We start from the raw sequence: 13054 nt of genomic DNA on the forward strand, positions 1-13054 counted from the left end.
ACTGATGAATGTGACAATGCTTGGCGGCTGCGTCAATAGTTCTGCACGACAGTCCGGGACAGGTCCGGAAGTTCCCCGAGGGGGTCCCGGTGGAACCCCTGAGGGTCGACTTCAGGACGACCCCTACGGGCCCGTAATACTCGAGAGTGACGGCGATCGAGCCTCAGGGCTGACGCCCGGGTGTGGTCCGCGCCACTACGTTCGAACCGTGACTGTGATCGCGACCGAAAGCCTGAGCAAGCGGTACCCGAGGGTGACCGCGCTTGACCGGCTCTCCATGGATATCGGGCCCGGTGTGACCGGACTCGTCGGAGCCAACGGAGCCGGCAAGTCCACACTGATCAAGATCCTCCTTGGTCTGTCCCCCGCCACGGAGGGCCGCGCCGCCGTGCTCGGCCTCGACGTCGCCACCAGCGGCGGCGAGATCCGCGAGCGCGTCGGCTACATGCCGGAGCACGACTGCCTGCCACCGGACGTCTCGGCCACCGAGTTCGTCGTCCACATGGCGCGCATGTCGGGCCTGCCACCCGCCGCCGCACGCGAGCGCACCGCGGACACCCTGCGCCATGTCGGGCTCTACGAAGAGCGATATCGCCCCATCGGCGGCTACTCGACCGGCATGAAGCAGCGCGTGAAGCTCGCCCAGGCGCTGGTGCACGACCCGCAGCTGGTCTTCCTCGACGAGCCGACCAACGGCCTCGACCCGGTCGGCCGCGACGAGATGCTGGCCCTGATCCGGCGCGTGCACACCGACTTCGGGATCTCGGTCCTCGTCACCTCGCACCTCCTGGGCGAACTGGAGCGCACCTGCGACCACGTCGTCGTCGTCGACGGCGGCAAGCTCCTGCGCTCCAGCTCCACCACGGACTTCACCCAGACCACGACGACGCTCGCCGTCGAGGTCACCGACAGCGACGAACACCCCGACGGCACCGGCGCGTTGCGCAAGGCACTGCACGGCCTCGGCGTCGACACCCAGGACGACGGCGGCGGCCTGCCCGGCGCCGGGCACACCGTGCTCCTGGAGGCGGCCGGCGAGGAGACGTACGACCTCGTACGCGACGTGGTGGCCGATCTCGGCCTCGGCCTGGTCCGCATGGAACAGCGCAGGCACCACATCGCGGAGGTCTTCCGCACCAAGGACGCCGAGAGCACCGAAGACGAGACCGCCGAGACCGCCGCGGACGGCGCACAGGGACGTGCGGCCTCCGAGCGCGCCGCCGCCTGGGCGGCGAACACGGCGAAGACCGCGACCACGGCCGCCGCCGAGCAGACGGGAGGCGGCAGCGATGCCCGCTGACTCCACACAGATCCACAACATCGGCTACCGGCACTACGACGGCCCGCGCCTGGGCCGCGCCTACGCCACCCGGTCGCTGTTCTCGCAGAGCCTGCGCGGCGCCTACGGCCTCGGCCGCTCGGCCAAGTCCAAGGTCCTGCCGATGATCCTCTTCGGGGTCATGTGCGCCCCCGCGCTGATCATGGTCGCGGTCGCCGTCGCCACCAAGGCCAACGACCTGCCGATCGACTACACGCGCTACGCCATCGTGCTCCAGGCCGTCATCAGCCTCTACTTGGCCGCCCAGGCCCCGCAGACCGTCTCCAGGGACCTGCGGTTCCAGACCGTGCCGCTGTACTTCTCGCGCCCCATCGATCGCGTCGACTACGTACGCGCGAAGTTCGCGGCGCTCTCCAGCGCGCTGTTCATCCTGACGGCCGCACCGCTGATCGTGCTCTACGTAGGAGCACTGCTCGCCAAACTCGACTTCGCGGACCAGACGAAGGGATTCGCCCAAGGGCTGGTCTCCGTAGCGCTGCTTTCGGTGCTGTTCTCCGGGATCGCGCTCGTCATCTCGGCGGTCACCCCGCGCCGCGGCTTCGGCATCGCCGCCGTCATCGCCGTCCTGACCATCTCCTACGGAGCGGTGTCCACCGTCCAGGCCATCGCGCACGAACAGGGCAGCTCCGAAGCCATCAGCTGGCTCGGCCTGTTCTCGCCGATCACGCTCATCGACGGACTGCAGACCGCCTTCCTGGGCGCCACCTCCGCCTTCCCCGGCAAGGAAGGCCCCTCGGCCGGCGCGGGCGTCGTCTACGTAGTCGTCGTCCTCGCCCTCATCGCGGGCAGCTACGCCGCCCTGCTGCGCCGCTACCGAAAGGCCGGGCTCTAGCCATGACGTCCCTCAGCATCGACCACGTATCCCGCTGGTTCGGCAACGTCGTGGCCGTCAACGACATCACGATGACGATCAGCCCCGGAGTCACCGGCCTGCTCGGCCCGAACGGCGCGGGGAAGTCCACCCTCATCAGCATGATGGGCGGCTTCCTCGCCCCCTCCACCGGCTCCGTCACCCTCGACGGCAGCGCCACCTGGCGCAACGAGACCATCTACAAGCACCTCGGCATCGTCCCCGAGCGCGAGGGGATGTACGACTTCCTCACCGGCCGCGAATTCGTCGTCGCCAACGCCGAGTTGCACGGCCTGGGCAAGAAGGCCGCCCAGCGGGCGCTCGCCACGGTCGAGATGGAGTACGCGCAGGACCGCAAGATCTCGACGTACTCCAAGGGCATGAAGCAGCGCGTGAAGATGGCCTCCGCACTCGTCCACGAACCGTCCGTGCTGCTGCTCGACGAGCCCTTCAACGGCATGGACCCGCGCCAGCGCATGCAGCTCATGGAACTGCTTCGCAAGATGGGCGACGAGGGCCGCACCGTGCTCTTCTCGTCGCACATCCTCGAAGAGGTCGAACAACTCGCCTCGCACATCGAGGTGATCGTCGCCGGCCGGCACGCCGCCAGCGGTGACTTCCGCAAGATCCGCCGCCTGATGACGGACCGGCCGCACCGCTACCTGGTGCGCTCCAGCGACGACCGCGCGCTCGCCGCCGCGCTCATCGCCGACCCGTCGACCGCGGGCATCGAAGTCGACCTCAAGGAGGGCGCGTTGCGCATCCAGGCCGTCGATTTCGGGCGCTTCACCACCCTGTTGCCACGCATCGCCCGCGAGCACGACATCCGGCTCCTGACCGTCTCGCCCTCGGACGAGTCGCTCGAGTCGGTCTTCTCCTACCTCGTCGCGGCCTGAAGGGAGTCACCGTGTACGACCCCACTGTCGCCCGGCTCACCTACCGGGCCCTGCTCGGCCGCCGCAGGGCGATGATCCTCTTCGCCCTGCCGCTGCTGCTCATCGTCATCTCCGCGGCGGTACGCGGCCTCAGCGGCGCCGACGACCAGGTCGCCTCCGACCTGCTCGGCGGCTTCGCCCTCGCCACGATGGTGCCGATCATCGGCGTCATCGCGGGCACCGGCGCGATCGGGCCCGAGATCGACGACGGCTCCGTGCTCTACCTGCTGTCCAAGCCGGTCAAACGGCCCACGATCATCGTCACCAAGCTCACCGTCGCCATCGCCGTCACCATGGCGTTCTCGGCGGCCCCGACGTTCATCGCGGGCATGATCCTCAACGGCAACGGCCAGCAGGTCGCCGTCGCCTACACCATCGCCGCGCTCGTCTCCTCGATCGCGTACGCGGCGATCTTCCTGCTCCTCGGCACCATCACGCGACACGCGGTGGTCTTCGGCCTCGTGTACGCCCTCGTGTGGGAGGCGCTCTTCGGATCGCTGGTCTCCGGGGCGCGCACGCTCAGCGTCCAGCAGTGGTCGTTGTCGGTCGCCCACAAGGTCGCGGACGGCGGTGACCTGGTCACCTCCGACGTGGGTCTGCCTGTGGCGGTGATTCTGCTGATCGTGGTGACGGCGGGGGCCACGTGGTTCGCGGGGCAGAAGTTGCGGACCCTGACGCTGGCCGGCGACGAGTAGGCCGTCTTGACGGCGTCTTCACCCTCCCATCAGGACACTGGTGGGAGGGGGATGCTTCTGCTGTGGCCGGGAGGTGCCGCGATGGCATCGGACGAGAGTCGGGACGAGGGTCCCGCGGGGGCTGAGGACGCATCGGGTTCATCGGGCGCTTCTGGCGCCTCCGGCGCCTCGGGTGGCGAGGACGGGGTCTGGGACGACGTGGTGCTCGACGACGACTTCATACGTTCCGCGGAGGCCGCCGAGCCGTCCGCTCGGGCCCGCATGCTTTCCGCCCGCTGGCGGGACGGGGCGCCCGAGCCGCAGCCCTGGCGGTCCGACGAGCCGCCCGCCGGGTGGTTCTTCAGCCGGCGTCGTAAGCGGAGGCGGCGCAAGTAGGCGCCGCGGGGCCTTGGGCGGGGGCCCGGGAAAATATTCGGTGGCGGACGGCGGGCGGTGCCCGGCAGAGTAGGGGTGTCACCGCGCGTCGGGTCCGTCCCGGCGCTCACCTTCTGGGAGAGGAGCCGACGATGTTCACGAACAGTCCGTCGTGCTCCCTGCAGGGCGAACCGCGGCAGGCTCCGGAGTAGTCACTACCCTCCGTCCGAGCCCGTCCACGGGGGACCGCCCGGGGCGGCCGCTTCGAGCGCGCACATTTCGCTGCGCGGGCCGCCCACCCAACGTCGCACTCGGCCGGGCCTGGGGTCACGGGAACATTCCCGTGACCCGGGGTCCGGCCTTGTGCATGCCCACATGACGGTGGCCGTCGTCCTGGGCTGTGCCCACCCGTGCCGCCCTAGGCCAGCAACCGTTCCAGTACCACCGCGATGCCGTCCTCCTCGTTGGAGGTCGTCACCTCGTCCGCCACCGCCTTGAGGTCCTCGTGGGCGTTGGCCATGGCTACGCCGTGGGCGGACCAGGCGAACATCGGGATGTCGTTGGGCATGTCGCCGAAGGCGATCGTGTCCGCTGCCTTCATGCCGAGGCGGCGTGCGGCGAGGGACAGGCCCGTCGCCTTCGTCAGGCCGAGCGGCAGGAGTTCCACTATGCCCTCGCCCGCCATCGTCACGCCGACGAGGCCGCCCGCGACCTCCTGCGCCACGGCCGCCAGGGCGTCGTCGCCGAGGCCGGGATGCTGGACGTACACCTTGTTCAGCGGCGCGGCCCACAGGTCCGCGACGTCCGTGAACGGGATGACCGGGAGCGGGCCCTCCTGGACCACATACCCGGGGCCCACCAGGACCTCGCCCTCCAGGCCGTCGCGGCTCGCGGCCAGCGCCAGCGGGCCGACCTCCGCCTCGATCTTGGCGAGGGCCAGGCCCGCGAGCTGCCGGTCGAGGGTGACGGACGTCAGCAGACGGTGCTCGCCCGCGTGGTAGACCTGCGCGCCCTGGCCGCAGACGGCGAGGCCGTCGTAGCCGAGGTCGTCCAGGACGTGCTTGGTCCAGGCGACGGAGCGGCCGGTCACGATGATGTGGGCCGCGCCCGCCGCGGTGACCGCGGTGAGCGCGGCACGGGTGCGCGTCGAGACGGTGTCGTCGGGGGACAGGAGCGTCCCGTCGAGGTCGGTCGCGACGAGGGGGTACGGGAAGGCCGGCTCGGGGCCGCCCGTGGGCGCGGTGCTCACTTGGCGAGGGGCTCCAAGATCTCCCGGCCCCCCAGATACGGCCGCAGCACCTCGGGAACGTGCACCGATCCGTCGGCCAGCTGGTGGTTCTCCAGGAGCGCCACGATCGTGCGCGGCACCGCGCAGAGCGTGCCGTTCAGCGTCGCCAGCGGCTGGACCTTCTTCTTGCCGTCGTGCTCCTCGCGCATGCGCACGGAGAGGCGGCGGGCCTGGAAGCCGTCGCAGTTGGAGGCCGACGTCAGCTCGCGGTACTTGCCCTGGGTGGGGATCCAGGCCTCGCAGTCGAACTTGCGGGAGGCCGATGCGCCCAGGTCGGCGGAGGCGACGTCGATCACCTGGAAGGGCAGTTCGAGGCCGGTCAGCCACTGCTTCTCCCAGTCGAGGAGCCGCCTGTGCTCGTTCTCGGCGTCCTCCGGGGCGACGTACGAGAACATCTCGACCTTGTCGAACTGGTGCACCCGGAAGATGCCGCGGGTGTCCTTGCCGTACGTGCCCGCCTCGCGGCGGAAGCAGGGCGAGAACCCGGCGTACCGCAGAGGGAGCTTGTCGGCGTCGATGATCTCGTCCATGTGGTACGCCGCGAGCGGGACCTCGGAGGTGCCGACCAGGTAGAAGTCGTCCTTCTCCAGGTGGTACACGTTCTCCGCGGCCTGGCCGAGGAAGCCGGTGCCCTCCATGGCGCGCGGGCGCACCAGGGCGGGGGTCAGCATCGGCGTGAACCCGGCCTCCGTGGCCTGTGCGATCGCCGCGTTGACCAGCGCGAGCTCCAGCAGCGCGCCGACGCCCGTCAGGTAGTAGAAGCGGGAGCCGGAGACCTTCGCGCCGCGCTCCATGTCGATGGCGCCGAGCGCCTCGCCGAGCTCCAGGTGGTCCTTGGGCTCGAAGCCCTCGGCGGCGAAGTCACGGATCGTGCCGTGCGTCTCCAGGACGACGAAGTCCTCCTCGCCGCCCACCGGCACGTCCTCGTGCACGAGGTTGCCGAGCTGGAGGAGGAGGTGCTTGGTCTGCTCGTCGGCCTCGTCCTGCGCGGCGTTCGCGGCCTTGACGGCGGCCGCCAGCTCGCCGGCCTTCTTCAGGAGCTCGGCCTTCTCGTCGCCGGAGGCCTTGGGGATGAGCTTGCCGAGTGCCTTCTGCTCGGAGCGCAGCTCGTCGAAGCTGAGCCCGGACGACCTGCGCCGCTCGTCGGCGGAGAGCAGGGCGTCGACGAGGCCGACGTCCTCTCCACGGGCGCGCTGCGAAGCGCGAACACGGTCGGGGTCCTCACGGAGCAGGCGAAGGTCAATCACCCCTCAAGGCTACCGTCGCCCGGTTCCGGCCCACGACTCGATATTCACTATGCAGGCGTTATGCCCGTTTTGTCGGAATGGGAATTCCTTGGAGTGACGCCGGGATGGCGTCCGGGTGGCCGGAGAGCGCCACCCCTTCGGAGGGTCAATAAAGCGGACACGATTCCCCGAAACGGGGCAGAATCATCCGGCCGCCTTGACTCGATCCCCTTGCGGGAAACGGGACTTGGGGACGCGGTTGTCCACAGGAATGGGACCTCCCGGAAAGTTATCCACAGGCTGTGCGAAAGATCTGTGGATGCCGGAAGAAGTCGTTCCGAATGCCGTCCCCGCGTCGGTGGATTCCTTCCCCAAACCCCCTCCGGGCCAACTTTCGAGTGGAAATGGTTAACTCCAAAGAGTTGATCAATGGAAAAGGGTGGACGAGGGGTGACGTGCGGGGCTGTGGACGCACTTGGGCGCTCAGAGCCGCTTTGTCGACGATGTCGCACTTCGTTGTCGACTTGTCCCCAGATCGAGAAGGGCACCTGTGGATAACTTCTGTGGATAACGTAAATCTGCAGGTAGTACTGCAGTTTCGGCCACGGCGAAGGCCGTCGGGAACACCCGGAGAACGGCGGGGAACCCCGGAGAACCCCCGGGGCAGGGAAGGTGAAGCGCCGGCGAACGCCCTGAACGGCCGGTGAACGCTCAGAACCGGCCGTCCTGGCAGTGCGCCAGCCAGTCCGAAGCCGCAATGAATTCCTCGTCGGTGGTCCCCGGCCGCAGTGGCCGGACATCGTCGACCGCCACGCCCGCGCGCGGATACGAGCCGAGGAAGCGCACCTTCGGGCAGATCCGCTTCAGGCCCATCAGCGCCTCGCCCACCCGGCGGTCGGTGATGTGGCCCTCGGCGTCCACGCTGAAGCAGTAGTTGCCGATGCCCTGTCCGGTGGGCCGCGACTCGATGCGCATCAGGTTGACGCCGCGCACCGCGAACTCCTGGAGCAGTTCGAGCAGCGCGCCCGGGTGGTCGTCGCCGAGCCAGATGACGAGGGAGGTCTTGTCCGCGCCGGTGGGCGCCGCGGGCCGGGCCGGGCGGCCAAGCAGGACGAACCGGGTCTCGGCGTTGGCCGCGTCGTGGATCTCGGTGACCAGCGGCTCCAGGCCGTACGTCGCCGCGGCGAACTCGCCCGCGAACGCCGCGTCGAAGCGGCCCTCCTGCACAAGGCGCGCGCCGTCCGCGTTCGACGCCGACGACTCCCACACGGCGTCCGGCAGATGGGCGGCGAGCCAGTTGCGCACCTGCGGCTGTGCCACCGGGTGGCCCGTCACCGTCTTGATGTCCTTGAGCTTGGTGCCGGGGCGCACCAGGAGCGCGAAGGCGATCGGCAGGACGACCTCGCGGTAGATCATCAACGGCTCACCCTTGGCGAGCTCGTCGACGGTCGTGGTGACGCCGCCCTCCACCGAGTTCTCGATCGGTACGAGCGCCGCCGCGGCCTCGCCGCCGCGCACCGCGTCCAGCGCCGCCGGGACGGACACCATCGGGACCAGCTCCCGGGTGGCCGCCTCGGGCAGGGTGCGCAGGGCCGCTTCGGTGAAGGTGCCTTCGGGGCCGAGGTAGGTGTAGCGCGTCGCCGACATGGGATCACCCTAATGCGCTGGGTGAGGCGAAGGTTGGCTGTTGTCCAACATGCGACCGATTACAAACTCCAGACAACAGACGACGAAAACTGACATCCGCTGTCCCTCCGACAACCTCTGCTATCCCTCCAACAACCTCTGCCCCACGTATTCACCGCTCCCCGCGCCGCCCGGCACCGCGAAAAGACCGCTCGCCTCGTGCCGGATGAACTCCGAGAGCGCGTCCCCGCGGTCGAGCTTGCGCTGCACCGGTACGAAGCCGCGCAGCGGGTCCGCCTGCCAGCAGACGAAGAGCAGCCCCGCGTCCGGCTCGCCCTTGGCGTCGAAGCCGTCGTGGTACGAGAAGGGGCGGCGCAGCATCGCGGCGCCGCCGTTCTGGTCGGGCCGGGTGATGCGGGCGTGGGCGTTGAGCGGGACAACGAGCTTCCCGCCGGCGCCGGTCTTCTCCAGCTTCATCTCGGTGGTCTCCGTGCCACCGGTCAGCGGCGCGCCGTCGGCCTTGCGGCGGCCGATGACGTCCTCCTGGGCCTTGGTGGCGAGCTGCTCCCAGTCGTCGAGGAGCATCCGGATGCGGCGTACGACGGCGTAGGAACCGCCGGCCATCCAGGCGGGGTCGGCGCCGTCCGGCTTCTCGGGGACGAAGATCCGCTTGTTGAAGTCGTCGTCGGACGGCTTCGGGTTGTTGGTGCCGTCGATCTGACCCATCAGATTGCGGGCCGTCATGGGGCGGGCGGTGGCGCCGGGCGAGCGGTTGAAGCCGTTCATCTGCCAGCGCACCTTCGCCGCCGAACCGGCCGCCTTCTGCAGCGCGCGCAGCGCGTGGAAGGCGACGAGCGGGTCGTTCGCGCCGATCTGCACCCACAGGTCGCCGTTGCTGCGGGACTTGTCGAGGCGGTCGGAGGAGAAGTCGGGCAGCGGGTCGAGGGCGGCCGGGCGCTGCTTCTCCAGGCCGGTGCGGCCGAAGAAGCCGTGGCCGAAGCCGAAGGTGACGGTGAGCGCGGAGGGGCCCGCGTCGCGCGCGATGTCCGTGTCCGGGCCCGCGCCGTCCACCGGCTCGCCCGCCATCAGCCGCTCGGCCGCCGCCGACCAGCGGCGCAGCAGGGCCGCGGCCTCCTTGCGCCCGGAGCCCGCCGCGAGGTCGAAGGCGATCAGGTGACCGCGGGACTGCACGGGGGTGGTGATCCCCGGCTGATGTTTCCCGTGAAACATCACCTCGTCCGTGCCGAGGGTCGTCAGGGCCGCCCGCGAGGCGCCGGAGCCGTCGGACGAGTCCGAGGACGCGACCGCGTACCCGGCCGCGCTGCCCGCCGCGCCGAGTGCGAGGCCGGTGGCGCCCGCCGTACCGAGCAGGCGCCGTCGCGAAATGGTGTGGTCCGCCATGGAGTTCAGCCGATCTGCACGTTCTTGTCGAGAGTCACTTGGTCGATGTCCGAGGTGCGGACGGTCACCTTGACCTGCCACTTGCCGGCCATCGGGATCTGCACGCCGCTCGCGCTCCAGTGTCCGGTCGCGATGCGGTCGGGGGCGACCGGCAGCGGGCCGAGGTCCTTGGACTTGAGGGTGAAGGAGACCTTCACCTCGGGGATGTCGAAGGCGCTGCCGTTGGGCCGGTTCGCGAAGACATGCAGGTCGTTGCTGCCGGTACGGCCCGGTGTGAGCTCCAGGCGTATGGCGCCCTTGCCGTCCTGGCCGCCGGTGTCGAACGGGATCTTGATCTTGACCGGGCCCGCGGGCTGCTGCGCCGAGGTGGACGAGGCGTTCTTGGCCTCCTCCTCGGTGCGGCCGGGCTCGGTGCTGGTGAGGATCGTGGTGACGGCGAGCAGGACGACGGCCACGCCCGCCTCGGCGAACACCGAGCGGCGCAGGCCCGAGCGGTGCGGGTCGGCGTCACGGATCCGCTTCTCACGGGCGGAGTCCATGGCGGCCTGCTGCCGGGCGAGCTGCGCGGAACGCTTGTCCTGGCCGGGGGCCTTGCTGTCGGCGCCCTTGCCACCGCCACCGCCCTTGCCCTCGGCAATCTCGACCTCCGCCGAGACCCCCGTCTTGGAGCTGTGCGCCACGGCGACGGGCTTCTTCTTCTTGGTCGAGGTCCGCTGTTCGACGACCGCCGCGGCCGCCGCCTCGGGCGCCATCCCTCCGGCCTCCCCCGCGATCCGCCCCGTCCAGCGCCGTGACACCGACGCGACGCCCACGAGGACGACGACGAGCCCGATCTTGACGAGCAGCAACTGCCCGTACCGCGTCTCCACGAGCGCGGTCCACGAGCCGACCTGCCGCCACGACTGGTAGAGCCCGGTCGCCGCGAGCGTCACCACGCTGGCGAACGCGACGCGCGAGAAACGGCGTACGGCACCGGCGTCGATCATCGGCGCGCGGTACAGGCAAAGCAGCAGCGCCGCGAGCCCGCCGAGCCAGGCCGCGACGGCAAGCAGGTGCAGGACGTCGACCGGCATGGCGATCCCGGCCTGGATGCCCGTCGAGGCGTGCTCGGCGAGTGCCCAGGTCGCCGCGATGCCGATGGCGACGACGCTGCCGCCGATCGCCAGGCCGAAGGCGAGGTCCCGCTTCTCCTTGGCGTCCTCGCGCCGCTCGTACGCCCCGAAGAGCACGGCGATGAACAGCGCGGCGGCCGCGAGGAGCAGCAGCCGCGAGACGAGCGCGGCGCCGGTCTTGGTCTGGAGCACGTCGCCGAGCTTCGCCAGGTCGAAGGCGTCCCCGAGCTTGCCCGACCCCGTGTACGGCGCCCGCAGCAGCAGCATCACCAGCGTGGCGCCGGTGAGCGAGAGCCAGCCGCCGACCACGAGCCGCTGCAGCGGACGTACGCCCGCGCCGCGCTGCCAGCACCCGAGCACGAAGGCGGCACCGCCGACGACGATCGTGAATCCGGCGTACGAGATATAGCGCGCGAAGCCGTAGAGGGCGCCGACGAGTCCGCCGCCGACCTCCTGGTCGGACAGCGACACCTTGGTGTCGGAGGGCGCGCCGATGGAGAAGGTGAAGGCGCCGGAGATGGGGTGGCTGTCGGCGGAGACGACCTGGTAGGCGACGGTGAAGGTGCCGTCGGGCAGGCCCGGCTTCAGCTTCACGCCGTACGCGTTCGAGCCCAGGTCGCTGGTCTTGCCGGTGTCGACGCGCTTGCCGGCCGGGTCGAGGACCCGTACCGAGCCGTCGGACATGGCGACCTTCTCGGAGAACGACAGCGACACCTGGGCGGGTGCCTTGTCGACCACCGCTCCCTGCTTGGGGTCGCTCCCGGTCAGCGCGGCGTGCGCGCCGGCGGGCGCCGCGGCGGCGAGCACGGAGCCGAGGACGGCGCCGATCAGGGCGACGGCGACGAGCAGCAGGCGCCCGTACCCGGTCAGGGAGGCCGGTCCCGGGCGGGGAGCGGTGGTCCGCATCAACTCTTCAGTCCCCTCAGTGCGACGAGTGTTTGTCGGTGGTGGAGTGGGGCTTCGTGTCGCTCGGGTCGTGCTTCGTGTCGGAGGTGCTGTCGGACCGCTGGTCCGAGGCGCTCGCCGGGTTGTACGTCGCGGCCTTCACCGGCACCTCGACGGTGATCGGCTTCGACTTCTCGAAGCGGAGGGTGACCTCCACCTTGTCGCCCTGCTCCGGCTTGTGCTTGAGCTTTTCGAGCATGATGTGGTTGCCGCCGCGGCTGAAGGCGAGCTCGCCGTTCGCGGGCACGTCGAAGGACTTCCGCTCCTTCATCGTGGAGCCGACGGTGGCGTGCAGGGTGACGCTGCCCGCGAGCGGGCTCGATGCGCCGACGAGCTTGTCCGCGGCGCCCTTGTTGGTGACGGTGAAGAAGCCGCCGGCCATGTCGGCCATCGCCGGGGCGGGGATGTAGGCCCCGGACACCTTCAGTTCGGGCTTCTTGGCGGCGTCCCCGGAGGGGCTGTCCTTGCCGTTGTCGGAGTCGCCGCAGCCCGCGAGGGCGAGGCCCGCGGTGAGGGCCAGGGCGGTGCCGGTGAGCAGACGACGGCGGGTGGTGCGGTGGTTCACGGGTTCTGTCCCTTGAGGATCTTGGGGATGTCCTGCTCGTAGTCCTTGTCCGTCGCGTCCTTGCCGTTGTAGACGGCGTAGCCGGCGTCGGACTTCGGCGAGAAGGCGATGACCTGCGTGCCGTGCATCGACTCGATCTTGCCGTTCTTGAGCTTCTTGGACGGCTCGACGTTGATGCCGACGGTGCGGCCGCTGGCCTGGATGGTCGGGAAGTCACCGGTGAGCCCGATGAACTCGGGGTCCTGGGCCTTGAGCCACTTGCCCAGTTCCTTCGAGGTGTCCCGCTCGGGGTCGGTGGTGACGAAGACGACCTGGAGCTTGTCGAGCTCGGCCTTGGTGACGGTCTTCTTCTGCAGCAGGCTCTTCTTGGCGACCGCGATGTTGCTCATCGTCAGCGGGCAGACGTCCGGGCAGTTGGTGTAGCCGTAGTAGAGGAGCACCGGCTTGCCCTTGGTCTGCTCGCGCAGGTCGTACTTCTTGCCGTGGGTGTCCTTCAGGACCAGGTCCGGCTTCTTGAACGGCTTGTCGAGGACGGTCGCGGCCTTGTCGGCGCCTGGCTCCATCGACACGTCGGCGACCGCCTGCTTCTTGTCGCCGTCGCCCGAGCCGCACGCGGTCAGGGTGAGGGCGGCCGCGGTCAGGAACGCGGCGGCGGTGAGCGACTTCGTGGTCTGCTTGCTCAACTTGCGCATACGAAAATGTCCCAGATGTGAGGTGG

At 69.9% G+C, this 13054-nt stretch carries 12 protein-coding genes; 5 read left to right on the forward strand and 7 right to left on the reverse strand.

Annotated elements, in window-relative coordinates; translation table 11 throughout:
• Positions 1 to 214 precede the first annotated feature (214 nt).
• The 5 genes from IEY91_RS13705 (at position 215) to IEY91_RS13725 (ending at position 4194) form a co-directional block, all read left to right on the forward strand.
• Positions 215 to 1300 (forward strand): ABC transporter ATP-binding protein, encoded by a 1086-nt coding sequence (locus IEY91_RS13705; RefSeq protein WP_164328376.1) that lies wholly within the window; start codon positions 215 to 217, stop codon positions 1298 to 1300.
• Entirely contained in the window at positions 1290 to 2171 is an 882-nt protein-coding gene (locus tag IEY91_RS13710) for an ABC transporter permease (RefSeq protein WP_189174128.1), read from the forward strand. Before IEY91_RS13705 ends, IEY91_RS13710 begins: the two co-directional genes overlap by 11 nt.
• A 2-nt stretch (positions 2172 to 2173) precedes the next feature.
• On the forward strand, positions 2174 to 3085 hold the full coding sequence (locus IEY91_RS13715; RefSeq protein ID WP_164323085.1) for an ABC transporter ATP-binding protein: 912 nt from the start codon (positions 2174 to 2176) through the stop codon (positions 3083 to 3085).
• A gap of 11 nt (positions 3086 to 3096) precedes the next feature.
• Positions 3097 to 3819, forward strand: coding sequence for an ABC transporter permease (locus IEY91_RS13720; RefSeq protein ID WP_164323087.1), 723 nt, complete (start codon positions 3097 to 3099; stop codon positions 3817 to 3819).
• 81 nt (positions 3820 to 3900) lie between these two features.
• Positions 3901 to 4194, forward strand: a complete 294-nt coding sequence (locus tag IEY91_RS13725) for an SGM_3592 family protein (protein WP_229696928.1) — start codon at positions 3901 to 3903, stop codon at positions 4192 to 4194.
• A 397-nt stretch (positions 4195 to 4591) separates the two neighbouring features.
• On the opposite strand, the gene IEY91_RS13730 is transcribed toward IEY91_RS13725, so the two are convergent.
• The 7 genes from IEY91_RS13730 to IEY91_RS13760 all read right to left on the reverse strand — a co-directional run bounded on the left by IEY91_RS13730 (position 4592) and on the right by IEY91_RS13760 (position 13028).
• Complete coding sequence (locus IEY91_RS13730; RefSeq protein ID WP_189174129.1) at positions 4592 to 5422, reverse strand: HAD family hydrolase; 831 nt, start codon at positions 5420 to 5422, stop codon at positions 4592 to 4594.
• Positions 5419 to 6708, reverse strand: coding sequence for a serine--tRNA ligase (gene serS, locus IEY91_RS13735; protein ID WP_189174130.1), 1290 nt, complete (start codon positions 6706 to 6708; stop codon positions 5419 to 5421). Before serS ends, IEY91_RS13730 begins: the two co-directional genes overlap by 4 nt.
• A gap of 690 nt (positions 6709 to 7398) precedes the next feature.
• On the reverse strand, positions 7399 to 8334 hold the full coding sequence (gene pheA, locus IEY91_RS13740) for a prephenate dehydratase (protein WP_164323095.1): 936 nt from the start codon (positions 8332 to 8334) through the stop codon (positions 7399 to 7401).
• Between the two features lie 120 nt (positions 8335 to 8454).
• A complete protein-coding gene (efeB, locus tag IEY91_RS13745) occupies positions 8455 to 9714 on the reverse strand; it encodes an iron uptake transporter deferrochelatase/peroxidase subunit (protein ID WP_189174131.1) in 1260 nt (419 codons plus the stop codon).
• A 5-nt stretch (positions 9715 to 9719) separates the two neighbouring features.
• Positions 9720 to 11732, reverse strand: coding sequence for a copper resistance CopC/CopD family protein (locus IEY91_RS13750; RefSeq protein ID WP_189174132.1), 2013 nt, complete (start codon positions 11730 to 11732; stop codon positions 9720 to 9722).
• 16 nt (positions 11733 to 11748) lie between these two features.
• Positions 11749 to 12336: a copper chaperone PCu(A)C gene (locus tag IEY91_RS13755; protein ID WP_164323099.1), complete on the reverse strand. Its 588-nt coding sequence runs from the start codon at positions 12334 to 12336 to the stop codon at positions 11749 to 11751.
• Positions 12333 to 13028 (reverse strand): SCO family protein, encoded by a 696-nt coding sequence (locus IEY91_RS13760; RefSeq protein ID WP_164323101.1) that lies wholly within the window; start codon positions 13026 to 13028, stop codon positions 12333 to 12335. Before IEY91_RS13760 ends, IEY91_RS13755 begins: the two co-directional genes overlap by 4 nt.
• Positions 13029 to 13054: the final 26 nt, after the last annotated feature.

This window comes from Streptomyces lasiicapitis (assembly GCF_014646335.1).
GTDB classification, from domain to species: Bacteria; Actinomycetota; Actinomycetes; order Streptomycetales; family Streptomycetaceae; genus Streptomyces; species Streptomyces lasiicapitis.